Genomic DNA, 23,244 nt, shown 5'->3' on the forward strand with positions numbered 1-23,244 from the left:
AGGCAGACATGGCAGCAGGAGACGATGCAGCAGCGGCCGGCTACCCGGTGGTGGACCCGTCGACCGACCTCGTGAAGGACGGCGCGGATGCCATCAACGATGTGACCGACACGCTCGCGAAGCTCACGAATGATCAGGGCATCACGATCTTCGTCCAGTCGACGACTCCGACCGCGCTGCACACCAACGACCTCTGGCTGTACTGATGGCCGAAGCAGACGGCCACAACAGCGGGACTATCGCGGTCTCGCTGACGGTCACGGAAGGCACACCGAACGCGGCCGGGAACTACTCGCCGGTCATGTGGGTGCTGCGTGCCGCTGACAGCTACGGGGAGTCGTACTCCGGCTCGAAGGTCACCGGCGTCGTGACCATCAACGGCACGACCATCGGCTACTCCTACGCATGGTCCAGCCCGGGCACTCAAACCCGCACCCTCGCGTCGGGCACCATCAACGTGGGGCATTCCGCTGACGGTACGAAGACCATCGGCTTCTCCTTCACGTTCTCCGGCATTCCCGGCACGTCGAACAGTGGTGGCGCGTCCGGCTCCTCCTCGATGACGCTCACCCACATTCCGCCGCAGACACCGACCGGGCTCACCATCGGCACGCAGACCACGCCCGGCTCCGTGCCGGTGTCATGGTCGGCAGCGGCCGGCTCGACGCCCTCGAGCTACACGATCCGCGCCGACGACGACCCCGCATTCGGCAGCCCGCTCACATTCACCTCGAGCACACCGTCGATGACGCTCACCGGGCTAGAGAAGGGCACCACGTACTACATCGACGTGCGCGCCACCAACTCTTCAGGATCGTCCGCGTACACCGCATCCCAGAGCGTCCTCACGCTCGCGGGAGCGAAACGGTGGGACGGCACCGACTGGGTCGCCGCACCCACCTTCAAACGCTGGAACGGCAACTCCTGGGTGCCCGTCACCACCGCGAAACGGTGGGACAGCACCGCCTGGGTCAACCTCACCTAACAGATCGGAGAACAGCATGGCAACGGTCAACGGCAGCGCGGCAATCGCGTGGATGCGAGCACACGGCACGAACACGCCAGGCGACTGCCTCAACACGGTCTGGCAGGCCTACGGCAGCCACGACTCGATCGGCCCGCACGCCGGGCAGTACCCCGACGCGATCGACGGATGGAACTACGCCACCGACAAGCACGCAGGCGACGAGCAGCCGCCCGCAGGCGTCCCGGTGTACTTCGGCGTCAGCCCGACGCGCACGGATGCCGACCGGGCAGCCGGTGACGTGTGCATCTCGCTCGGCGGCGGCCAACTCATCGCCACCGACGCGGCAGGCAACGGCCGCATCGGCATCACCACGATCACGCAACGCGCCGCGCAGACCGCGCGCCCGTATCTCGGATGGACCGGGGACTTCCTCGGCTACACCGTGACCTACACGCCCACGACCAACACCACCACCACGAAGGGAACCGACATGCTCATCGGAATCAAGGGGAAGGCCGGCGCACGACGCGGCGGCAGCTACTACGTCAACGGCGGCGTCGCGCACTTCATCGGCGCAGGCATCCCGGCCGGCGTACCGACGTACACCGACGAGGGCGAGATCGCAGCCCTCCAGCACGTCATCAGCGGGCTCGCATGACGACCGTGAGCGGCGGCGTCGTCGAACAGGACAGCGAACAGCCCGTGGACAGCGCACCCGTCACGCTGCCCGTCGCATGGCGCACCATCATCTACATCATCGCCGCGCCCCTCGCCGTCGGACTCTTCGACCTGTCCGGGCACCCGATCGACCTGCCGAACATCCTGCACGCCGCAGCCACCGCGCTCGCGTCCCTCGGAGCGATCACCGCCGCAGCGCACATCGCGAAGAAGTAGCCCGCCGTGACGTTCACCGACGCCGACATCGTCGCGATCATCACCGCCCTCGGCGCTGTCCTCGCCGGGACGATCGCGACAGGATCGACGCTGCTCGTCCACCACTCGAAACGCATCACACGCCTCGAGCGACGAGACCGCGCATGGTGGCTCTACTCGCGGGCCCTGGTAGACCACATCTACCGGGGCCTGCCACCACCCCCGCCGGAACCACCCGAGGGCTTGCTCGACGGCGACGGCGGCGACTGAAATCAGTAGTGCGATGTCGCGTTCGCGGCGATTATGATCCACGAGGCAACGGCGGCCACGGCGCTGACCGCTCCCGTCACGACGAGAGCTACGACCGCGTTGCGGATGTGGCGAAGGTAGTGCTCGGTCGCAGTTTCGTTGATCAGCGTGTTCTCGCCGCGCGTGAACGTCCACCGGAGCGTCTTGCTCTCGCTACCGTCGTCATTCTTCGCGGTGTGGATGATCGTGGCCATGTTTCGTTCCTCTCATGCGGCTGCCAGCGCTGCACGGCGCACGGCGTCGTCAGCGGGCAGAGTGTATACCTGCGTAGTCGCGATCGACGCGTGGCCGAGCAGCTCCTGCACGGCGCGGATGTCTTTGCCACCGAGCTGATAGGCGCGCGTCCCGAAGCGGTGGCGCAGTTGGTGCGCCGTCACGCGCTCTGGGAGGGCCGTGCTGATCAGCTTCGACACATAGGACGCCGAGAGATGGCCGTCGATGCGGCCAGGGAAGCACCATCCGCCCTCGGCGCGCTCGAGCACGGATGCCGCGAGGTCGGACTCGATCGGCACGACGCGCAGTTTCCGGCCCTTCCCGAGCACACGCAGCGCGTAGCCGTCGATCGTGCGCTCAACGTCGTCGGCGTGCACTCGGCATATTTCGCAGCAGCGCAGACCGGCACGATAGCCGAGCTCGACCATGAGCGGGATCCTCCGATCACGATGGAAGCGCGCGATCGTCGTCACCTCATCGGGTGCTGGTCGAGGGCGCCCGCGCTCGACGCGCACGGGCGGCAGGAGCGCGGCCGGCGATCGCTCTAGGCGACCGACGGCGACTGCCCAGCTATAGAAGCTCCTGATCGACGTGCGTGCCGCGCGCTGCGTCGACGGAGCGACCTCAGAAGCGTTCAGGTGTTCGACGAGGTCATCGAGCGTGATCGTCCACGGGCTGCGACGCGGATGCCGCTCAGCGAGCCTGCCAACGCGGTAGGTGTGTTGGTAGATCGTGCCTGGCGCGCGCTTCGCCGTGCGCATCCAAGCTGCCCATTCGGCGAGCGGCTTCGACCAGTATTCCGTGACGATCTGATGGTGCATGCCTGCAAGAATCCTCAGACTCGAGGCCGCGAGCTACGTCCCTTAAAGGGGGGTAGTGTACCTGGCCGTCTATGGTGTTGGCTCACGAGGCGTGCACGCTACTCGGAGCCTGAATTGCCCGATTCACGCTCGTCAGCGGCGCGCGCTGCGAGGCATTCGGTGCAGGTGACGTTCGCCCAATTGGTGGACACGCCCGCGTTGCGGCGCGTGCCGCAGTAGGCGACGCCGAACCTGTTCGAACCGCAGATGCGGATCGATGCCGGCACGGAGACGGGCGGACGCTTGTACGAGTCGCGCCACTGCTTGATGGGTCCCTCGCTCACCGCTCGACCGCCTCTGAATTCGATGGTTCACAGTCAAGCGACCAGAACGCCGCTCCGCCGAGGAGGTCGTCAGCATGCGCGGCGCGCCACCTTCTGGCGAGGTCGCCGTCCCCGTCGAGCTGCACGAGCAACGCCGGCGCGTCACGGTAGAGCATGCAATTCAGTGCGGCATCGAGTTCGTCATACGACCATCGACCGGACGCACCGCCATCGGGGAACAGCACCGTGTACCAGTCATGCCCAGTCGTATCGCGCTGAGTGCCGGACTCTTCGTCCCACTCGTCGCGCAGCTCCTCGATCAGCCGAGCCGTGATTGTGCACGTGGCGTTCGTGCTGCGACCGTTCACGAGCGGCGCCTGGTCCGATATCTGCTGTGCGTAGTCGAACACCGCCGCGCACTCCAGCTCGTTCAGCATGAGTCCTCGCCGTACTCGTTGCGGATCGCCTCGCAGTCCTCACAGCAACAGGGCGCAGGCTCGACGACGCTCATGCCGCGTCCCCGTTTCGGGAGGCGCGCAGCTCGAACGCGAAGTCGATCGGCGTGACGACGGCCGACGCTTTCGATGAATCAGTGGGTTCAGGGTTCAAGTCCCTGGGGGTGCACCACGAAGAGATCCCCCGATCGGAAGCGATTCCCGATCGGGGGATTTTTTCTTTCCCGAAACGGAGCCCGACCGGTGGACACCCGCTCCGCGCCGTCGCACCGGGCAGCGGCACGGCGCGGAGAGCCGGGAGCAAGCTCGATCGCACCGATACATCAGCCGCTGAGTGTCGGTAAGGAGTATGCGCCTCCATGTCGAGGAGCGGTTCCGCATGGCCGGCAGAAGCGTTGGAACCTAGCCTCGATGACATGGGACGCATCATCCACATCGAGATCACGGGCGACGACCCGAAGGCGAGCACCGAGTTCTACTCCCACGCGTTCGGATGGCGGTCCACCGCCTCACCGTTCCTCGAGGGTTACTTCACCGCCGAGACCGGCGACGGGGACGGCATCGACGCCGCGATCATGAGCAACGGTTACCAATCACAGAAGACCATCCTCTGGATCGAGGTCGACGACCTCGACGCGACGGTCGCCGCTGTGCAGGCGGCCGGCGGCACAGCCGGAGACTTCCACGACCTTCCAGACCAGGGTCGCGTCGGCTATGTCACCGACCCGGGCGGCGTCGTGATCGGACTCCGCCAGCCGTTGCGACGCTGAACCCGCCTGCGGGCCCGGCCACGCTGTTCTAGACCGATGCGGCGGTCTCGGACGCGGCATCCCGGTCGGCGCCGATCGCTCTGATGTCGCGCCTCGCCAGAATCGCGCCGCACATCAGCATCATGAGAACGGCCACGATCACCAGACTGAACTGGATGCCGACACCCGCCGTCAACGCGCCGAACGCGGGTGCCGCCACGGGCACCAGAAGCAGGTCGCCGAGGTTGCTGAGTGACGCCGCGCGCCCGAGGTACGCCGGCTGCACGATCCGCACGAACTCGGCGGACAGCCACACCGACGCGAATCCCGCGGTCAGACCGATCAACGCCATCGCCAGGGCGAGCGTGACGATCGATGGAACGGCCACGAGCCCGTAGGCAGCACCTTGAAGGATGAGAGTGGCGAACGCGGCTGCAGCCTTGCGCCGAGGCCTCAGCCTGATCGCCAGGAGACTGCCACCGATCGCGCAGGCCGAGAACACGGCCTCTACGGCTCCGAGCGTGATGGCCGGCCATCCCGAATCCGTGATGCGCAACGGCACACCCATGCCGGTGACCGGGCTGGAGAAGATGTTGAGTCCGCACAGCGCCAGGAGGAACACCAGCGCCGTGCGATCGCGACGCAGATAGTCGAGACCGCTGCCAAGGCTCCGCAGCCATCCTTCCTCGACGGCGCCGTGCAGCCTGAATCGCGGCCGCACGATGAAGGCCATGGAAGCGGCAACGACGACGAAGCTCACCGCGTCGACCACCATGACCGCAGGCAGGCCCAGCCAGCCGACGATCGCCGCTCCGATCGGAGCGCCGGCCAGGCGTGCGAGGCGAGCGGAGATCTGGTTCCACCCCGACACCGTGGCGAGGTCGTCCGAGACCACCAGCTGCCGCCCCAGCGTCGCAGACGCGGGCGCCGACAGACCCACGAAGACGCCTTCGGCGATGCCTGCGGCCACGAGGAGCGGAAGGTGCGCGACGGATGTCCACAACAGCGCGCCGACGACGAGAACCGCCGCCTGCCCCAGCTGAGCCGCGATCATCACCCGCCGGGTGTCGAATCGGTCGGCGACCACGCCGCCGACGAGCGTGAGCAGGGCTTGCGGGATGGTGGCGATCGTGATCACGAGACCGGCCTGCGCCGGCGACAGGGTGCGGACCGCCACCCATGCGAGCCCGACCTGCCAGGCCGCGTTCCCCATCCAGGACACGGCGGAGGCCAGAATCCAGGTCTGCACCATCCGATCCCGACGGATCGCGGGCGGCCTCTGCCCGATCAGCACCGGCTCAGCCATGATGCGCCGCCTCCGGGAAGACGAGGGACACCACTCGCACCGGCCGACGCGGCGCGCGCTCGACCGACTCGCCCTGCGATCGGCGGCACTCCGTCGTCCACTCGTCGAGGAGTGCCGAGAGTCGCTCTTCGAAGTCGCGAAGCTGCTCGACCGTCGCCATCACGAGCGCGTCGCTCACCTGCGCCTGCCAGTCCTGAACGGACGGCGCCGCACGCCAGCGCCGCACCGCGTCGAGCAGGTAGGTGAGATTGGCGTCCGACGCCGCATCGCCGAGCAGCCGACCGGCCGATCCCTCGCCGAACGACGCCGCATCCCAGGTCAACGGCCGTGCGACGGCACGCCACCAGCTCTCCCGGGTGTCGCCGGCGAGTTCGGGGGCCGGCTCGACGAACCCCGACTCGGCGAGAACGCGCACGTGATAGCTCACGGAACCGGGCGCCAGACCCGTCGCACGCGCCAGGCGGCCGACAGAGGCGGGACCCTGCGTCACCAGATAGTCCTGGAGCGCCCGTCTGGCAGGATGCATCCTCGCCGCGATCGCAGCGGCGAGCGCTTCACCATGCGGGGGCCACTCGTCGGGAGTCGTCAGGTCGTCGAACCTCTGGTTCGCGGGTCGCCTCGTCATGGGCCCATCGTCGAACGCCATGAGGCCTTTCACAAGAGCTCTTGTATAACTCTCGCGAGTGCGCTCGGCTCGACCTGTCACGGGGCCGCCGACGCCCTGGCAACCTGCCGTTCACCGCAGTGACCCTATGCTGTGGCGGTGACCGACTTCGCCGAAGACCTCGCCCTCGCCCTCCGCCTCGCCGATGCAGCAGACGCCATCTCGGGTGCGCGATTCCGGGCGAACGACCTGCACGTGACCACCAAGCCCGATCGCACGCACGTGACCGATGCCGATCAGGCCGTCGAGCGGGCCATTCGCCAGATCCTGGGCGAGGAGCGTGAGACCGATGCGATCCTCGGCGAGGAATACGGCGAACAGGGCGACGGCGACCCGCGCGCGGCCCACAGAGTCTGGATCATCGATCCCATCGACGGCACGCACAGCTACGAGCGCGGGCTGCCCATGTGGGGCACCCTGATCGCGCTCGTCGTCGACGGGGGAGGCCGTCGTGGGAGTCGCGAGCTCACCGGCGCTCGGCAAGCGGTGGTGGGCCTCCACCGGCGAAGGCGCGTGGATGCGGGAGGGCGACGGCGAGCCGACGCGGCTGCGGGTGTCGGGCATCCAGAAGCTGCAGGATGCCGCGATCAGCCACCAGAGCATCCAGCAGTGGGATCGGTCGGGTCACCTCGACCACCTCATCGCGCTCTCCCGCGCCGTCTGGCGCGACCGCGCATACGGGGATGTCTGGGCCTACACGCTGCTCGCAGAGGGCCTCATCGAGGCTGTCGCGGAGTTCACGCTCCACCCGTACGACATCGCGGCACTGATCCCCATCGTGACCGAGGCCGGTGGCCGGCTCACCGCGGTCGACGGCGGCTCAGCGCTCTGGGACGGCAGCGCCGTGGCGACGAACGGCGCCGTGCACGACGAGCTGCTCGAGCTGCTGCGCGACTGACCCGACGCCGGCAACGTCTCGGGGCCGAGCACGGTCAGGCATCGCCTGCACCGCCGCCGCCGCGCTGCCGCACGTCGGTCGCGAGGGCCGCGTCGATCGAATCGACGACACGGCCGTGGTCGATGAGGCCTCGGAACCACGTCGACTTGTCGAGCAGTTCCCTCGCGCCGGGCTTCACATCGGCGAGGATCAGCGTCACGCCGGTGCCCGCGAGCTCCCGATCGAGGTCCTGCAGCCCTTCGAGCACCGTCGCCGACGTCAAACGCATGTGCCCGACGTCGACGATCACCGTGTCGAGCGGTCGTGCGGCGCCGACCAGCTCGAGCACGCGATTCTCCGTCGCCAGCATGTTCGCCGTGTACATGCTGCTGTCCACCGACACGGCCAGCACGCCGTCCCGATGCGCGCGCTGTGTGGTGCGCACCCTCGTGATCTCGGCGATCACCATCGCGAACGTGATGACCACACCCGCCGCCACCGCGATCAACAGCCCGGCGCTCAGCCCGAGCGTCGCGACGACCACGGCGATCCAGAAGTCGCGCGTGCTCAGCCGCGCGAGACGCACCAGCGCCTTCACATCGATCAGCCCGATGACCGCCACGAACACGAGAGATGCGAGCGTCGCCTGAGGCAGCAGGCTGAGCACAGGCGCGAGCAGCACGGCCACCAGTACGGCCAGCGCCACCGTGACGAGGCCGGAGACCTGCGACCGAGCCCCCGCGTTCTTGTTCACCGCACTCTGCGAGAATCCGCCTGCAGAAGGCATCGCCTGGAAGAACGCGCCGGCCACGTTCGAGAGGGCGGTGGCCATCAGCTCCTGGTTCGAGTCGATCTGCGGCTCCCCCGGCTCCCGGATGCCGCGGGCGACGGCCGTGGACTCGAGGAATGCCATCACCGCGATGGCCAACGCGCCCGGCACGAGTCCCACGATGTGCGCGAACGACGGAACGGTCGGCAGCGGAATGCCGAACGGGACGGGCGAGATGAGCTTGACGCCGGCATCCGTCAACGGCGTGAACGCGGCGAGAAGGATGCCGGCCACGACGACGATGAGCGGTCCGGGCACCCGCTTCGCGAAGCGCTTCAGCACGAAGAGCACCACGATGGAGCAGAGCGCGAGGATGCTCGTGGCCGGATTCGCGTGCGGCACCGCTTCGACGACCGCGACGATCGATCTGATGAAACCGTGACCCGTGACGTCGTCGGTCTCCCCCAGCAGCTTCGGCAGCTGTCCGACCGCGACTGTCGCCCCGACGCCGATCTGCACGCCGATGATCGTCGACTTGTTGATGGCCTCCACGACGCCGCCGAGACGCACGATGCGGGCGAACAGCAGCATGGCGCCCACCAGAAGGGTGAGCATGCAGAGATCGGAGACCGGATCTTTGCTGGTCGACGCGACCCCTGCCGTCACGAGCGTGGTGGCCGTGAGCGTGGCGATGGTGGAGGTGGTCGACACGCTCATCGCCCGCGATCCGCCGAGCATCGCGTAGACGAGCATCGGCACCATGCAGGTGTAAAGGCCGACCTGGACGGGCAGGTTCGCGATGGTCGCGTACGCCATCGCCTGCGGCACGACGACGGCCCCCGCCGAGAGACCCGCGAGAGCATCCCATCCCAGATTGCCGCGCCGATAGCCGGCGAGTGTCGGAAAAAGCCGGCGATGCCGCGGTGCGCCGACGGTGGTCGTCGGCGCACTCATGCCGACTCGGGCGGGAAGACCGCCGACCAGTCGTCCTTGACGCTCACCACGGTGAACCCACTCTCCTCCGAGGTGGCGAGTGCCTTCTCCGCGCCTTTGTCGTATGGAGTGTCACCGCGTCCCGTGTCGTCGTCATGATGCACGAGCAGGCTGAGGCCGTGCGGGCCGCCCTGCACGAACGAGAGCATCTCGATGTCGCCGTTCGAGTTGCCCGCCGCGATGAGCGGCCTGCGCCCGATGCGCGTCCAGATGCGCACGGGCTTCTCCGGTCCGTCGTCGAAGAAGTCGAGCGTGGTGCCGTAACGCACGTCGCCGTCGGCGTATTCGAGGCCGATAGCCGTGCCGATCACCCGCTCGAACGGGATGCCGTAATACTCCTGGGTGATCGGGCGCATGAAGTCGCGGTCGCCGCCGGAGACGATGTAGCAGGTGAAGCCGTTCTCGGCCAGATAGTCGAGCAGTTCGACCATCGGTTGATAGATCACATCGCGATACGGGCGGTGCAGCGTCAGGTGCTGAGCGGTGCGGTAGAACTCGGTGACCGACGCGGCATAGTCCTCGACACTCAACCCCGTCATGGTGCGCAGCAACGCCCCGATCAGCACCTTCAGATCGGAATCGTCACCCGCATAGTGCTTGTCGACGGCTGCGCCCAGCCAGGACAGGTCGCCCTCGACCACGGCTTTGAACGGCTGCTGCTCCGCCAGCTCGGGATGCTCCTTCGCGAGCGCCGTCCACTGCTCGATGATGTAGTGCAGCTGCGTCTGCATCGGCTTCTCGGTCCACAGCGTTCCGTCGTTGTCGAAGACCGCGATGCGCTCTTCGGCGGGTACGGCATCCGGGCCGGAGGTCACGGAGCGCACGAAGTCGACGATCGTCCGTCTGGTGGCGCCGTCGCGCCACATTGCGAGCTCGGACATGCGTTCTCCTCAGGTTCGGACCGCCGCCCCCGCCATTCCGGCGCGGGCGGCGCACGGTGGTCTGTTCAGTCGCGCGCCATCGCGGCGGCGAAGTGGGCTTCGACGTCGATGTAGGCGTCGTCGGCCACATCGAAGACGACCTTCGTGATCTCGCCGCCTGCGTAGTCGAATCGTCCCTCGTAGTCCGCAGCTGAGACGCTGTCGCCGCTGTCGTAGCCGATGCACAGGCCCTCTCCGCAGAGCGCGTAGTGCCCGGTCATGGTGCGGATCTCCTGCTTCGTCACAGCCTCGTCGTCGACGTAGAGCGTCGCGGTGCCGTACCACTCGTGGTGATCGCCCATGCAATCCTTGGCGAAGTCGATGCCGAGGATGTGCTTGCCGGCCGTCGGCATCGGAGCCGACAGCTTCTGCGGCTCTCCGATGCCGAGGAAGTTGTGCACGTAATGCAGCTGGCCATCTTTGACGAACAGCGCATGGCCGCCGAAACGAGATCCCTGGGCGAAGATGACCCCTTCGGTGTCAGCCGTGGTCATGACCTCGCTCAGCACCTTGAACGACACGGCGTGCGTGTTCGCGGCGTTCCGCTCGGGGATCTCACTGGTTCCCGGGTAGTACGTGTACTGCCCGCTGGGCGAGACCGGAACGCGGAACTCCATCGCGAGAAAGGTCTCGAGGTCCTTCCCGACGACGTTCAGGTCGTTCAGAGGCAGCACGTTGTTGGCCTTGGCCTCCTCCATCCAGAGCGCCTTGAGCTCCTCGACCTTCTCGGGATGGGCGTCGGCCAGGTCGTGCGCCTCCGAACGGTCGACATCGGTGTGGAACAACTGCCACCGATCGTTCTCGAAGTCGCCCCGGCCGAGCAGCGGGCCGTGCTCGGTGACCGCCTTCCAACCGTCGTGCCAGATGCCGCGGTTGCCGAACATCTCGTAGTACTGGGTCTCCTTGGTCGTCGGTGCCCCGGCGGCGTCGAACGAATACGCCATGGACACGCCGGACAGCGGATGCTGCTCGACGCCGTCCACCACATCGGGGAACTCGACGCCGCACGCCTCCAGGATCGTCGGCACGATGTCCGTCGAGTGGTGGTACTGACCGCGCACCTCGCCTCTGGCCGCGATGCCCTTCGGCCAGGAGACGACGAGCGGGTCCGCGACGCCGCCCTGATAGGTGTAGCGCTTGAACATGCGGTACGGGGTGGAGAACGCGGCCGCCCATCCCGTCGGGTAGTGGTTGTAGGTGGCCGGGCTGCCGAGCTCGTCGATCATCGCCAGGTTCTCGTCGATGTCATCGGGATAGCCGTTGAAGAACTTGCCCTCGTTCACGGATCCGTTCGGCGAGCCCTCGCCGGATGCTCCGTTGTCCGCCGCGTAGATCACCAGCGTGTTCTCGAGCTGCCCGGTCTCCTCCAGGTAGTCGATGATGCGGCCGACCTGGGCATCCGTGTACTCGCTGAACCCCGCGTAGACCTCCGCCATGCGACTGAACAACCGCTTCTCGTCGTCATTCAGCTCATCCCACGGACGCACCCGGTCGCCCTCCGTGAACGTCCCCTCGGCCATGGGGTTGAGGGGTGTGAGCTCGGTTCCCTCCGGCAGGATGCCGCGCTCGATCATTCGCGGCAGCACCCACTCCCGATATGCCTCGTACCCATCGTCGAAGGCGCCCTTGTACTTGTCGATGTACTCCTGCGGAGCGTGATGCGGAGCGTGGTTGGCGCCGGGGCAGAACCACAGATACCAGGGCTTGTCGGGCTCCGTCTGCTTCGAGTCGCGGATGAACTGCAGCGCGTGGTCCGCGAGGTCCTTCGAGAGGTGATACCCCTGTTCGGGCATGTACGGCTGGTCGATGTAGTGGTTGTCCTCGGCCAGCGACGGGTACCAGTTGTTCGTCTCCCCGCCGATGAAGCCGTAGAACCGGTCATAGCCGAGCGCGAGCGGCCACTCCTTCTTCGAGCCGCCCGCCGACCATGCGTCGATCGGCACGTTGTGGTTCTTGCCGACCCAATACGTCGACCAGCCCGCGTCGCGCAGCACCGTCGCGATCGACGCCATGTTGCGCGGGATGTGCGAGCTGTAGCCCGGGAACCCCGTCGACGACTCGGAGATGGAGGCGTAGCCGTTCAGATGATGGTTGCGTCCGGTCAGGAAGGTCGACCTGGTCGGCGAGCACAGGGCCGTGGTGTGCCACTGCGAGTACGTCAGGCCGTTGTCCGCCAGCCTCTGCAACGTCGGCATGTCGATGCGGCCGCCGTACGGCGACCAAGCCGCCTGCCCGGTGTCATCGAAGAGCACGACGAGCACGTTCGGCGCGCCCTCCGGTGCCTTGTCCGGCAGGAAGGCATCCCAGTCGGCCTTCGAGTCCCTCACGTCGAGCTTGATGTCGCCCCTGAATTCACGTGGCATAGCGCGCTCCCCCGAGTTTTCGACCGCCGAGCACCCGACGGCCAGTGTCAATGCCGAACCTAAGCGGGCGGTTCGGACCAGGACGGAGGGCACCGGGTCAATCACCCGATTCGGAGGACGCCCGAGACCGAGGAGTCAGCCGGACGCGCCGCGGCGGTCGCCGGTGATCCAGCGCGACCATCGGGCATCGGGGTCGATCTCGACGACGAGGGCACGAACGAGCAGGGTCATCGGCACGGCGAGCAGGGCGCCGATGGCGCCGAGCACGACAGCCCAGAACACCACGGAGAAGAACGTGAGCGTCAGTCCGAGGGAGACCGTCGTGGCGACGAAGCGAGGCTGCACGAGTTCCTGGAGCACGACGTTGATCACGCAGTACGCGACGACGACGGCCAAGGCCTGGGGCCATCCCGCAGTGATCAGCGCCAACAGGACAGGCGGGATCATGCCGATGACGAAACCGATGTTCGGCACGTAATTGGTGACGAACGCCAGTACGATCCACACCGGAACACCGGGAACACCGAGCGCCACGAGGACGACGCCGTCGAGCACCGCGACGATCGCCCCGAAGATCGAGTTGACGACGAAATAGGCGCGCACCCCGTGCGCCCAACGCGCGAGCGCGTCGAGCAGCAGACCGTGCCGGTCCGCGAACTCGCGTCGCAGTTCGGCGGTTCTCGATCCGTCGGCGGCCATGAAGATGATGTACGCCAGCACGAAGAAGAACGCGACGGCGCTGGAGAACACGGAGCGAACGATGCCGCCCGCGAACGACGCCAGCGTCGACGGATCGATGGTCTTCGTGACATCCGACAGCTGGCTTTGGTCGATGCCGAGGTTGTCGAGAAGGCCGTTCAGCGACCGGTGCATCGCCCCCATGGCGTCACCCTGATCGGTGACGAGATGCCCGAACTGCACGGCCGCGAACGCGATAAGTCCGCCGATGACGATGAGCACGGCATACGCGGTGACGACCACCACCGTGGTGCCCAGCCAGCGGGGCGCGCCCGTGGCGTCGAGGCGGTTGCGCACGGGGTGAACGGCCACCACCACCACGAGCGCCGTGAGTGCAGGGGCGAGGATGTCGCGTCCCAGCCACAGGCACGCGACGGCGACGCCGAACGCGGCGAACACGATCACGGCACGGGCGCCCGGTCCGAAGGACGAGCGCGGGGAGTCCGGCGCCTGGGATCCTGCCGGCGTCGGGTCAGGCATCCGTGCCAGCCCCCGTCGGCGGCCGAACGGCGTCGCCGCGCTTGGCCGCTTTGGCGTCTCGCCTGCTCTTCTCGTACTCGGCCTTCTCCTCGTCGAGGTAGGGCTTGGTGTCGCGCAGGTCGCCGATGATCGGCCGCCACCACCGCGCACGCGGGTCGGAGTCGATGAGGATCGTGCGCGCGAGCAACGTCAGGGGAACGGCGAGGATTGCCCCGATCGGCCCGATCACGACGGCCCAGAACAGCACGGAGACGAACGTGATCGTCTGGCTGAGCGCGACGGCGTTGCCGACGATGCGCGGCTGAATGATGGACTGCACCACGGAGTTGATCACGCCGTAGACCAGGATGACCGCGATGAACACGGGCCACCCGCCGGTGAGGAGTCCGAAAACCAGGGGCGGGATGATCGCGATGAAGTAGCCGATGTTCGGGATGAAGCTGCACAGGAACGAGAGCATCCCCCAGAGGAACGCACCGGGCACCTGCAGGATCAGCAGCGCCACCCAGTTGAGCAGTCCCTGGGCGACGCCGAGTCCGGTCGTGACCACCATGTATCGGCGCACGCCCACCGCGAATCCCGACAGCGCCGTGACCAGATGCGGCCGATGCGCGGCGACCTGCTTGGAGATGGCGCCGAGGGCACTCGCATCGACGGCCATCAGGATGAGGCACGTCAGGATGACAACCAGCCCGAACGTGATGTTCGCCACGCTGCCCAGCAGGCCTCCCACCGCTCCGATCAACCTCGTCGGGTCGAAGTCGGAGACGAACGCCTGCACCTGCGCCTGATCGAATCCGATGGCATGCAGCCACGATCCGATCGTCTTGCCCGCCTGCTCGAGCTGCGGCGCGAACTGCGGCAGCAACGACGCGAACTGCGCGAGCGCCACGACCAGCGCGGCGACGAAGGCGGCGAGCAGCACGAAGACCGCGGCGATCACCGATCCCGTCGCCACTCCCCTGTTCACGCCCCATCGCTCGAGCGCGCGGCGCAGCGGATGCACGCACACGGTCAGCACGAGGGCGAGCAGCACCGGCGCGAGAAAGCCGCGGATCCAGAACATCCCCAGTGCCGTCACCGTCGCGCCGGCAAGTCCAAGCAGAATGGCGTCCGCCCTGGGCAGTGAACTCACGGTCCCCGCATCGGCCCCGTCATCGGGGGCCTCCTCCGGCACGGTTGCGTCGCTCTTCTGCCTGCGCCACCACGCCATCGGATCCTCCTCGCATCGGTGCTCAAAGCTAACGATCGTGCGTCGCCGTGCGACCGCGAGCGACCCCTATCACCCGAAACGGAGGACGGGTGCCGAACGCCCCGGTCCTAGCCTGGCCAGGGATCGAGCGCATCCGGAGGCAGCCATGGGACCCCTGATCGGTACGACACTTCCGCTCGCCGTGGGCATCGCGATCAGTCCGGTGCCGATCATCGCCGCGATCCTGATGCTGCTGTCGCCCAGGGCGAAGAGCACCGGAGTCGGCTTCATGGTCGGCTGGGTCGTCGGCATCGCGGTGGCCGTCATCATCTTCACCGCGCTCTCCTCCATCCTTCCGGCCAGCGACCCGGATGCCACCCGCCCGATCGTCGGCATCATCGACATCGTGCTGGGCGTGCTGCTTCTGCTGATCGCCCTGCGCCAGTGGCGCGGCCGCCCGAGGGCGGGCGAAGAGCCGAAACTCCCCGGCTGGATGAAGGCGATCGACTCCATGACCGCCATGCGCGGGTTGGTGTTGGGACTCTTGCTCTCGGCGGTCAACCCGAAGAACCTGCTGCTCGCTGTGAGCGCCGGCCTCGCGATCGGGTCGGCGGGCGCAAGCCTCGGCACGATGGTGGTGGTGATCGTCGTGTTCGTGCTCGTCGCCGCGTGCTCGGTGGTCGTTCCGGTGATCGCCTACCTCGTGGCGTCGGATGCCATGCGCGGGCCGCTCGGGGCGCTGCGGGGCTGGCTGTCGGCGAACAACGCGGTCATCATGGCGGTCCTCATGCTCGTGATCGGCGTCGTCGTCATCGGCAAGGGCATCGGGCAGTTCTGAGGCTCTGGGCGCGGCTCTCGAACGTCTCCGCGCTTCAGGCGGCGTACGCACCGCGGATGCCCGGCTCAGCCTTCCTGCCGCACCTCGAGGATCTCGAGCCCCATGTCTGCGATGCGGGCGAGGAGCCCGTGCAACTGCGTCTGGTCGCGCAACGTGCCGACGAGGATCGTGGTCGCCGGGGCGATCTGCACGGCCTCCATCTCGGGGAACGCGGCGGCCAACCGGTCGGAGAGCGCGTAGGGAAGACGGATCTCGTAACGCTTCACGTCGCACCCCCTGGACCGTGAATCAAGGGTCGCTCATCGCCGATCCCGACGCGTCACCTCGCGCGGGTGATTCACCGTCGGGCCGCTCAGATGAGCCCGAGTCGCTGCGCCGTGTTGACCGCCTCACTGCGATCCGAGACGCCCAGCTTCTGGTAGATGTTGCGCAGGTGCGTCTTCACCGTGTTCACGCTCAGCGTGTGCCGCCGTGCGATCTCGGCCACTGACTGGTGCACCGGAAGCTCGAGAAGAATGTCGCGCTCCTTCGGCGTGAGAGACTCGATCACCACCTGGTCCGCCTTGATCGCCACGGTCTGCCTCGGCGCGAGCGCGGCGATGCGCCTTGCGTCGTCTTCGAGGTGACCGAACCGGCCGAGCCTCGCCGTCACCAGCGCCAGCCCGTCGGCAGACGAGGCGAGGAACGGACGAGTGATCCGGTACCGCACGGCGAGTTCCACCGCGCGCTGGGTGAGCGCATCCGCCTCCGTGCTGCGGCTCCCGTCGTCGGCGAGACGTGCGAGCAGGAGCGTGGCCGTGACGAACGATGCGGGATGCCACGCGCGTTCAGTGGCCCTGGCATCCTCGATCTGGCGTGCCGCCGGCTCCGTGCTCCGCATCGGCGCGCTCAGCAGAAAACGCACGATGGCCGCCTCGAGGCTCTCCGGCCCCAGCACCGAGCTGACGAGCTCCGCCGTCTCCTTCGCCCGTGCACGGCCGTCGAGGCCGAGCCGCGTCGCGACCAGTCGCGGGGCGGCCAGCGCGAGCGTGCGCGGGATGTACACCGCGGTCTCGCGCATCAGACGTTCCGCCTCGTCGAGCCAACGGCGCGGGTTCTGCTCCGTGTCGATCGCCACGAGCAGCTCGAGGATGCGAGCGGTGGCGCTCAGCTCCGGATCGAGACCGAGCGGATCGGATGCCGCCACCTCGCCGCCGCGCTCGTCGCCGTCGATGCACCGCAGGTATCTGCGCGTGGCCGCGACCACCTCGACACGTCGCCGCACCCTGTCGCGCGGTGCGGAGGTGAAGCGATCCGCTGCTTCGGCGAGACGGTCCTCGAGCACCACCGCTTCGTCCCAGCGGCCGAGGTCGCTCAGAATGCCGATGGACATCTCGCTCGCGACGAGGAACAGCCAATCAAGGCCGGCGCGGTGCGCCGACACGCGAACGTCGCGCAGCACGCCGTTGGCCTTCTCCGAGTCGCCGATCCTGGCCAGCAGCCATCCCTCGGCTGTGGCGCAGAGCAGATCGAGGCCGAGGCTCGCGCCGCGCTCCCGAATGGCCACGGCGTCCGAGAGCTGGGATGCGCCGGCGAACGAACGGCCGTCACGCGCCTCGACGAAGCAGCGCACGGCATCCAACGCGACGGTCCAGGCGTCGGTCGACGGGGAATGCTCTTCGGCCGCCGCACGATCGGCGAGCGAGAGAAGGTGCCTCGCCCCTCTCGGATCGGCGAAGGTGGGCGCGTCCATCAGCAGGCGCAGCACGAGCGCGACGAGCGGCTCTCCCGCCTCCGTCGAGAAGCGGCCGAGCGCCGTCGCGATCAGACGGCTGCGACCTGCCAGGGCCAAGTCGAGTCCGACCCGCGAAAGCTGGTCGGTCAGCACCGCGCAGTCTCCGGAGTCGATCGCCTGCTGCAGGGCGTCGGCTGCATGCTCGTGAGCTGCGAACCAGTCGGCAGCTGTCGAGTGAGCGCGCACCGCTTGCGCCGGGCTCGTCCTGCGCGCTTCCGCCTGGAGAAACGCGAGCAGCACCGGATGAAAGCGGAAGACCTGCGCATCCTCGGTGAGGAGAGCGTTCGTCATGGCGACGCCGTGCAGAACCTCGGCGATGTCCGCGCGGCCGCCGAGCAGCGCTGCGAGGTCGAACGGCACCTCGTGACTCACGGCCACCGACGTGAGGGCTCGGCGTGTCTCCTCGTCGAGACCCGCAAGCACCTCGGAGATCAGAAAGTCGGCGATGGCGTCGTCGTTGCCGCTGAACTCCTCGACAGCAGCATCGGCGTCCGCGCTACGGGCGAGCCACGGCATCGCGAGGGCGATCGCTGTCGCCCATCCCCCGGTGCGCTGCACAAGAGCCTCAACTGCACCGTCGTGCAGCTGCACGCTCTCCCGCTCCGCGAGCGCACGCACGTCGTCGGCGTCGAACGCGAGATCCTCCGTGCGCAGTTCGAGGAGACGGCCGGATGCCTGCAGGAACGCGAGTCCGGACACCGGCTGGTAGCGGCCGGCGACCACCACGCGCACGCGATCGCATCCCTCGTCGAGCACCCACGACAACGCAGCCTTCGCCCGGGCAGACGCGATGCGGTGCGCGTCGTCGACGAACAGCACGATGCTCTCGCGGCTGCGCTTGAGCTCGGCCACGGTTTCGGGCAATGCAGAGCCCTGCACCCAGCGCACGGTCTCACCGCGGCGCTCCAGCAGTCGCGCCCACCTCGCCATGAGCACGCTCTTGCCCGCTCCGGCGGCCGCCCACATCGCGATCGCGGTGCGTTCGCCCCTCACCAGTTGTGTCAGCGGGTGGTCCAAGCGCGGACGGGCGATCTCGAAGAGGCTCTCGCTCGGCGCCACTCCGGATGGCCGCCGCACGCGCTGTCGCGGTGCCGACGTCGGCACCGCTGAAAGAGGAGGTCTTTCGACGGCTGTTGACATGCAATCCCCCCGGAATACCAACGGTTCCACCCTACTGGTGAGCGCCGCTCACGTACATGGCACCAAGGCGATTCGGCGGTGCACTATCACCCGAATGAGGTGTCGCCCCACCCGGCCCCTGCGGCTTGACTATCAGGCGACCGCGAGCCTCGCGGCGTGTCGTGTTGCGCCCGACCGCGCACGGAAAGGGAAATCACCATGAGTTTCTGGGACAACTTCTGGAATGTGATCTGGGTCATCTTCTGGAGCTTCGCGTTCATCTCTTACCTGTTCGCCCTGTTCGCGGTCGTCGCCGACCTGTTCCGCGACCGCAAGCTGAACGGGTGGTGGAAGGCGCTGTGGATCATCTTCCTGATCTTCGTGCCGTTCCTCACCGTGCTCGTCTACCTGATCGCGCGCGGTCGGGGCATGGCGGAGCGCAGCGCCAAGGAGCAGAAGCAGGTTCAGGACGCCACCGACAGCTACATCAAGCAGGTCGCGGGCGCCTCGCCCGCCGACGAGATCGCCAAGGCCAAGGCACTGCTCGACGCCGGCACCATCACGCAGGCCGAGTACGACTCGCTCAAGGCCAAGATCCTGGCCTGACCGGAGAATCGACATGCCGTTCTGGAGTCTCATGTGGGTGTTGATCGACACCCTCTTCTTCGTCGCCTATCTGGTGGCCGTGTTCTACATCCTGTGGGACCTGTTCTCGGACTCGACGCTGAACGGGTGGTGGAAGGCGGTGTGGGTGATCTTCCTCATCTTCGTGCCGTTCCTCACCGCCCTGGTCTACGTGATCGCGCGTGGCAGGGGAATGGCCGAGAGGGCGCAGCGCCGCCGTGGCGTCGTGCCCGAGGACGACTCGTACCGACCCCGGGCCTCGGCGAACCCGGCCAGTGACATCGCACGGGCGAAGGAGTTGCTCGACTCCGGGGCGATCTCGCAGGGCGAGTTCGACGCGATCAAGAACAAGGCGCTCACCGGGCGATACTGAGCACCCAGGCGCGACCTCGACACGACGGGCGGGGCGGGATCGATGATCTCGTCCCCGCCCGCCGCCGTCTGCGCCGTGCTTGCCGCACCGGGTTCCGTCATCATGAGATGTATTGTTAGGTGAAGCTAACTTTTCTCGAAGACAGAGGCGGGCGATGACGCGAGAGACCGTGACCGACTCGGGCACGGGCATCCACGCGAGCACTGTTCCCGAGCGCCGTCTGCTCTGGTTGATCGGCCCGGCGTTCGTCGCGGCCATCGCCTATGTCGACCCCGGCAACGTCGCAGCGAATCTCACGGCGGGTGCCGAATTCCGCTACCTGCTGGTCTGGGTGCTCATCGCAGCCAACGTGATGGCCGTGATCGTGCAGTACCTCTCCGCGAAGCTCGGCATCGTCACGGGGCGCAGCCTCCCCCAACTGCTGGGAGAGAGGATGCCCCGAGCCGGCCGCCTGCTCTACTGGGCGCAGGCCGAGATCATCGCCGCAGCCACCGACCTGGCCGAGGTCATCGGCGGGGCGCTCGCCCTGCAGATTCTGTTCGGGCTCCCCCTGCTGCTCGGCGGCGTCATCGTGGGCGTCGTGTCGATGGGCATCCTGGCCGTGCAGTCCCGACGAGGACAGCGCACCTTCGAATTCGTCATGATGGGGCTGCTCGCCGTGATCACGATCGGATTCGTCTCCTCGCTCGTGGTGAGCCCGGTGGATTGGGGCGCAGCGGCCGCCGGCGTCGTGCCGCGGTTCGAGGGCGCGCGATCGGTGGTGCTCGCCGCCGGCATGCTCGGTGCGACGGTCATGCCGCACGCCGTCTACCTGCATTCGACGCTCGCGCTCGACAGACACGGCGTCTCCCCCGACGCGCCGACGACGCGCCGCCTGCTGCGCGCCAACCGCTGGGATGTCATCCTCGCCCTCATCGTCGCCGGGTCGGTCAACATCGCGATGCTGCTGCTCGCGGCGGCGAGCCTGCCGGGGGTGTCCGGAACCGACAGCATCCAGGGCGCCCACGCCGCGATCACCCAGAGCCTCGGACCCGTCGCGGGTGTCGTCTTCGGCATCGGGCTGCTCGCCTCCGGTCTCGCCTCGACGTCGGTGGGGTGCTACGCGGGCGCGTCGGTGATGTCCGGCCTGCTCCACGTGCGAGTGCCGATGCTCCTCAGGCGCGTGGTGACTCTCGCGCCCGCGCTCATCGTGCTGGCGTTGGGCGCAGATCCGACGTGGTCTCTCGTGGTGAGCCAGGTGGTGCTGAGCGTCGGCATCCCGTTCGCCGTCGTGCCGCTCGTGTGGCTCACTTCTCGCAGGGAGACGATGGGCCAGTTCGCCAACCGCCTCGGTCTGCGAATCGCGGGAATCGTGTGCGTCGTGGCGATCATCGCCCTGAACGGCGCGCTGATCGTGCTCACCGCCATCGGGCAGGCATAGGGCTACTATCGGCGGGTGCCCACCGTGCGACGAAGCCTGACGGACGCCCAGCGACGCGAGTTCCGCGACGCGCTCAATGCGCGTCGGCAGGAGATGCTCGCCAGACAGGGACGAGTGGACGCGTCGCTCAGCGATGCGCGCGAGGCGCGATCAGGCGGCCAGGCCGACGACGAGCACGATCCGGAAGGCCCGACGATGGCCGCCACGTGGTCGCAGCTGACCGGTCTGCACGACGATCTCGAGGTCGAGCTCACCGAGATCGACCACGCGCTCTCCCGCATCGAAGCGGGAACGTACGGGGTGTGCGTGAACTGCGGCAAGCCGATCGGCGTCGCACGGCTGCGCGCGCGGCCCTATGCCGAGCTGTGCATCGACTGCGCGAAGGCGGTCGAGTCGCACTGACGCCGGCCGTACGGACCGTTCACGGATCCTGCGCTCAGCACGCTCGTGCTCACGCGCCGAGCGAGAGATCCGGCTCGGCCGCGATGCCGAATTCGTGTCGCAGCGCCCGACGCGCCGCGTTCCAGCCTGCGAGCCCGTGCACGCCGGGGCCCGGTGCCGTCGACGCCGAGCAGAGGTAGACGCCGCGCAGCGACGTGCGCCACGGGTCGGGTCCGAAGGTGGGTCTCGCGACGAGCTGGCCGAACGACACCGCGCCGGAGGCGATGTCTCCCGCCACGTCGTTCGGGTTGCGCGCCGCGAGCTGTGCGGCACTCTGGCTCGCGCTCGCGACGACGGTGTCGCGGAATCCAGGGGCGAACCGTTCGATGCGCGACACGATGGCCTCGGTCGGGTCCTCCCCCGAGCCTGCCGGCACGTGCGTGTACGCCCACAGCACGTGGCGGCCGGGGGCGCGCTCGGGATCGACGAGCGTCGGCTGCGCCGTGAGCACGTACGGATGCTCCGCATATCCGCCGGCGGCGACCTCCCGCTCCGCCCGCACCTGTTCGTCCCTGCTGCCGCCGACGTGCACCGTCACGACGTCGCGCAGTTCATCGTTGCGCCACGGCACCGGCTCCGACAGCACGAAGTCGGCTTTCGCCGCGGCGTTGCCGTAGCGGAACCGACGGTAGGAAGAAGGACGCGTCAGGCGACCGCCGGCAAGGCCGACGAACGCGCGGGGCGTGACATCCAGCATCGTCGCCCTGGCGGGCGGGAGATCGTCGAGGGTCCTCACCCACGTCCCGGTCTCGATGCGTCCGCCGTGCGCGAGCAGGTCGTCGGCGAGCGCCGCGGTGATCGCGCCGCTCCCGCCGCGGGGCACCGGCCAACCTCCGAGATGGGCGAACGCGGCCAGGGCCAGGCCCGGCGCGGCTGAGCCGAGCGACGGCATCCGCTGGATCGTGTGCGCGAACACCCCGGTCAACAACGCCGCCGCCTCGTCGGTCTCGAAGACGTGATCGGCGAACGCCGTGCCGTGCTGCAGCGCTCGCAGACCGAAGCCGGCGAGCGCGAGCGGATGCCGTGGCATCCGCACCAGAGACCCGTCGAGCATGCCGCGCAGGGCGCGCCCGTCGTCGCGCAGCAGGGGGCCGAACAGTCGTCGCCACGTCTCCCCGTCCGCCGCCAGGCGGTCCGCAGTGCGTTCCAGGTCACGGTAGGCGATGGCCGCACGCCCGTTCTCGAGAGGATGCCCGTACGAGATCTCGGGAACGACCAGTTCGACGCGGCGGTCCAGCTCGAATCGACGGAAGAACTCACTGGCCAGAGCCATCGGATGCACCGCCGAGCACACGTCGTGAACCACGCCAGGCAGGGTCAGCTCGGCCGAGGAGCATCCGCCGCCGATGCGGTCCGCACCCTCGTACACGACCACCTCGAGCCCGGCGCGGGCCAAGGTGACCGCCGCGGCCAGCCCGTTCGGGCCCGACCCGACGATCACGGCGTCACGCACGGTCGAACTCGCCATCTGCCCGCATGCGTCTCCCGTCATCGGCGTGGACCCGCGCTTGTCGCTTCCACAGTAACGCGGCGGCCGAGGCACCTGTGGATGTCGACGGCAGACGGCATCGTCGCTCACGACGTGCGCCTCTGGCAGACACTTCCGGACTGCTCGCGGCGACTCCGCAGTACCCCCTGGGGTATAGTGATCATGTCGCGGCAAC

General features: G+C 68.0%; 25 protein-coding genes, 1 tRNA gene and 1 pseudogene. 13 read left to right on the forward strand and 14 right to left on the reverse strand.

What is annotated here, in order from left to right; translation table 11 throughout:
* The first annotated feature begins 8 nt into the window (after window positions 1-8).
* The 5 genes from FPZ11_RS05245 to FPZ11_RS05265 are packed head-to-tail and all read left to right on the forward strand — an operon-like array spanning window position 9 to window position 2,110.
* Complete coding sequence (locus tag FPZ11_RS05245) at window positions 9-206, forward strand: hypothetical protein (RefSeq protein ID WP_146318962.1); 198 nt, start codon at window positions 9-11, stop codon at window positions 204-206.
* Window positions 206-985, forward strand: a complete 780-nt coding sequence (locus FPZ11_RS05250) for a fibronectin type III domain-containing protein (RefSeq protein WP_146318964.1) — start codon at window positions 206-208, stop codon at window positions 983-985. Before FPZ11_RS05245 ends, FPZ11_RS05250 begins: the two co-directional genes overlap by 1 nt.
* A gap of 16 nt (window positions 986-1,001) precedes the next feature.
* On the forward strand, window positions 1,002-1,625 hold the full coding sequence (locus FPZ11_RS05255; RefSeq protein ID WP_146318966.1) for a hypothetical protein: 624 nt from the start codon (window positions 1,002-1,004) through the stop codon (window positions 1,623-1,625).
* Entirely contained in the window at window positions 1,622-1,861 is a 240-nt protein-coding gene (locus tag FPZ11_RS05260; RefSeq protein WP_146318968.1) for a hypothetical protein, read from the forward strand. The genes FPZ11_RS05255 and FPZ11_RS05260 overlap by 4 nt, the downstream gene beginning before the upstream one ends.
* A gap of 6 nt (window positions 1,862-1,867) precedes the next feature.
* Window positions 1,868-2,110 carry a hypothetical protein gene (locus FPZ11_RS05265; RefSeq protein WP_146318970.1) on the forward strand — a complete coding sequence of 81 codons (243 nt, stop codon included), beginning with the start codon at window positions 1,868-1,870 and terminating at the stop codon, window positions 2,108-2,110.
* A gap of 2 nt (window positions 2,111-2,112) precedes the next feature.
* Here the strand turns inward: FPZ11_RS05265 and FPZ11_RS05270 are convergent, their stop codons facing one another.
* The 4 genes from FPZ11_RS05270 to FPZ11_RS05285 all read right to left on the reverse strand — a co-directional run bounded on the left by FPZ11_RS05270 (window position 2,113) and on the right by FPZ11_RS05285 (window position 3,922).
* Window positions 2,113-2,343 carry a hypothetical protein gene (locus FPZ11_RS05270; protein ID WP_146318972.1) on the reverse strand — a complete coding sequence of 77 codons (231 nt, stop codon included), beginning with the start codon at window positions 2,341-2,343 and terminating at the stop codon, window positions 2,113-2,115.
* A gap of 12 nt (window positions 2,344-2,355) precedes the next feature.
* Window positions 2,356-3,183, reverse strand: coding sequence for a tyrosine-type recombinase/integrase (locus tag FPZ11_RS05275; RefSeq protein WP_146318974.1), 828 nt, complete (start codon window positions 3,181-3,183; stop codon window positions 2,356-2,358).
* A 98-nt stretch (window positions 3,184-3,281) separates the two neighbouring features.
* Window positions 3,282-3,506: a hypothetical protein gene (locus FPZ11_RS05280; protein ID WP_146318976.1), complete on the reverse strand. Its 225-nt coding sequence runs from the start codon at window positions 3,504-3,506 to the stop codon at window positions 3,282-3,284.
* Window positions 3,503-3,922: a hypothetical protein gene (locus FPZ11_RS05285; protein ID WP_146318978.1), complete on the reverse strand. Its 420-nt coding sequence runs from the start codon at window positions 3,920-3,922 to the stop codon at window positions 3,503-3,505. Before FPZ11_RS05285 ends, FPZ11_RS05280 begins: the two co-directional genes overlap by 4 nt.
* Before the next feature lie 114 nt (window positions 3,923-4,036).
* Here FPZ11_RS05285 and FPZ11_RS19180 point away from each other — a divergent pair.
* Together FPZ11_RS19180 and FPZ11_RS05290 are read left to right on the forward strand one after the other, a co-directional pair.
* Window positions 4,037-4,112 (forward strand) — tRNA-OTHER (locus FPZ11_RS19180).
* A gap of 244 nt (window positions 4,113-4,356) precedes the next feature.
* The gene (locus FPZ11_RS05290) at window positions 4,357-4,710 is read left to right on the forward strand and encodes a VOC family protein (protein WP_146318980.1); all 354 of its coding nucleotides are present in this window, start codon (window positions 4,357-4,359) and stop codon (window positions 4,708-4,710) included.
* Window positions 4,711-4,738: 28 nt separating this feature from the next.
* Here the strand turns inward: FPZ11_RS05290 and FPZ11_RS05295 are convergent, their stop codons facing one another.
* Together FPZ11_RS05295 and FPZ11_RS05300 are read right to left on the reverse strand one after the other, a co-directional pair.
* Window positions 4,739-5,995 (reverse strand): MFS transporter, encoded by a 1,257-nt coding sequence (locus FPZ11_RS05295; RefSeq protein ID WP_146318982.1) that lies wholly within the window; start codon window positions 5,993-5,995, stop codon window positions 4,739-4,741.
* Window positions 5,988-6,620 (reverse strand): winged helix-turn-helix domain-containing protein, encoded by a 633-nt coding sequence (locus tag FPZ11_RS05300; RefSeq protein ID WP_168203739.1) that lies wholly within the window; start codon window positions 6,618-6,620, stop codon window positions 5,988-5,990. Before FPZ11_RS05300 ends, FPZ11_RS05295 begins: the two co-directional genes overlap by 8 nt.
* 138 nt (window positions 6,621-6,758) lie before the next feature.
* On the opposite strand from FPZ11_RS05300, the pseudogene FPZ11_RS05305 reads away from it, so the two are divergent.
* Window positions 6,759-7,557, forward strand: a pseudogene (locus tag FPZ11_RS05305) (inositol monophosphatase family protein).
* Window positions 7,558-7,591: 34 nt separating this feature from the next.
* On the opposite strand, the gene FPZ11_RS05310 reads toward FPZ11_RS05305, so the two are convergent.
* The 5 genes from FPZ11_RS05310 to FPZ11_RS05330 all read right to left on the reverse strand — a co-directional run bounded on the left by FPZ11_RS05310 (window position 7,592) and on the right by FPZ11_RS05330 (window position 15,012).
* On the reverse strand, window positions 7,592-9,259 hold the full coding sequence (locus tag FPZ11_RS05310) for a SulP family inorganic anion transporter (protein ID WP_146318986.1): 1,668 nt from the start codon (window positions 9,257-9,259) through the stop codon (window positions 7,592-7,594).
* The gene (locus FPZ11_RS05315) at window positions 9,256-10,179 is read right to left on the reverse strand and encodes an HAD family hydrolase (RefSeq protein WP_146318988.1); all 924 of its coding nucleotides are present in this window, start codon (window positions 10,177-10,179) and stop codon (window positions 9,256-9,258) included. Before FPZ11_RS05315 ends, FPZ11_RS05310 begins: the two co-directional genes overlap by 4 nt.
* Before the next feature lie 65 nt (window positions 10,180-10,244).
* Window positions 10,245-12,581, reverse strand: a complete 2,337-nt coding sequence (locus FPZ11_RS05320; RefSeq protein ID WP_146318990.1) for an arylsulfatase — start codon at window positions 12,579-12,581, stop codon at window positions 10,245-10,247.
* Between the two features lie 135 nt (window positions 12,582-12,716).
* A complete protein-coding gene (locus FPZ11_RS05325) occupies window positions 12,717-13,799 on the reverse strand; it encodes an AI-2E family transporter (RefSeq protein WP_146318992.1) in 1,083 nt (360 codons plus the stop codon).
* Window positions 13,792-15,012, reverse strand: coding sequence for an AI-2E family transporter (locus tag FPZ11_RS05330; RefSeq protein WP_146318994.1), 1,221 nt, complete (start codon window positions 15,010-15,012; stop codon window positions 13,792-13,794). The genes FPZ11_RS05325 and FPZ11_RS05330 overlap by 8 nt, the downstream gene beginning before the upstream one ends.
* A gap of 145 nt (window positions 15,013-15,157) precedes the next feature.
* On the opposite strand from FPZ11_RS05330, the gene FPZ11_RS05335 reads away from it, so the two are divergent.
* A complete protein-coding gene (locus FPZ11_RS05335) occupies window positions 15,158-15,829 on the forward strand; it encodes a GAP family protein (protein ID WP_146318995.1) in 672 nt (223 codons plus the stop codon).
* A 65-nt stretch (window positions 15,830-15,894) separates the two neighbouring features.
* Here FPZ11_RS05335 and FPZ11_RS05340 read toward each other — a convergent pair whose 3' ends face one another.
* A complete protein-coding gene (locus FPZ11_RS05340; protein WP_146318997.1) occupies window positions 15,895-16,095 on the reverse strand; it encodes a DUF8691 family protein in 201 nt (66 codons plus the stop codon).
* A gap of 86 nt (window positions 16,096-16,181) precedes the next feature.
* On the reverse strand, window positions 16,182-18,596 hold the full coding sequence (locus FPZ11_RS05345) for a winged helix-turn-helix domain-containing protein (RefSeq protein ID WP_146318999.1): 2,415 nt from the start codon (window positions 18,594-18,596) through the stop codon (window positions 16,182-16,184).
* A 345-nt stretch (window positions 18,597-18,941) separates the two neighbouring features.
* On the opposite strand from FPZ11_RS05345, the gene FPZ11_RS05350 reads away from it, so the two are divergent.
* The 4 genes from FPZ11_RS05350 to FPZ11_RS05365 all read left to right on the forward strand — a co-directional run bounded on the left by FPZ11_RS05350 (window position 18,942) and on the right by FPZ11_RS05365 (window position 21,541).
* Entirely contained in the window at window positions 18,942-19,328 is a 387-nt protein-coding gene (locus FPZ11_RS05350; protein WP_146319001.1) for an SHOCT domain-containing protein, read from the forward strand.
* Between the two features lie 13 nt (window positions 19,329-19,341).
* Window positions 19,342-19,719: an SHOCT domain-containing protein gene (locus FPZ11_RS05355; protein WP_146319003.1), complete on the forward strand. Its 378-nt coding sequence runs from the start codon at window positions 19,342-19,344 to the stop codon at window positions 19,717-19,719.
* Window positions 19,720-19,873: 154 nt separating this feature from the next.
* Window positions 19,874-21,139, forward strand: a complete 1,266-nt coding sequence (locus tag FPZ11_RS05360; protein ID WP_146319005.1) for an Nramp family divalent metal transporter — start codon at window positions 19,874-19,876, stop codon at window positions 21,137-21,139.
* A 15-nt stretch (window positions 21,140-21,154) separates the two neighbouring features.
* Window positions 21,155-21,541 carry a TraR/DksA family transcriptional regulator gene (locus FPZ11_RS05365; RefSeq protein WP_246846544.1) on the forward strand — a complete coding sequence of 129 codons (387 nt, stop codon included), beginning with the start codon at window positions 21,155-21,157 and terminating at the stop codon, window positions 21,539-21,541.
* A gap of 49 nt (window positions 21,542-21,590) precedes the next feature.
* Here FPZ11_RS05365 and FPZ11_RS05370 read toward each other — a convergent pair whose 3' ends face one another.
* Window positions 21,591-23,048 carry a phytoene desaturase family protein gene (locus tag FPZ11_RS05370; RefSeq protein WP_246846545.1) on the reverse strand — a complete coding sequence of 486 codons (1,458 nt, stop codon included), beginning with the start codon at window positions 23,046-23,048 and terminating at the stop codon, window positions 21,591-21,593.
* Window positions 23,049-23,244: the final 196 nt, after the last annotated feature.

It is taken from the genome of Humibacter ginsenosidimutans (assembly GCF_007859675.1).
GTDB lineage: Bacteria > Actinomycetota > Actinomycetes > Actinomycetales > Microbacteriaceae > Humibacter > Humibacter ginsenosidimutans.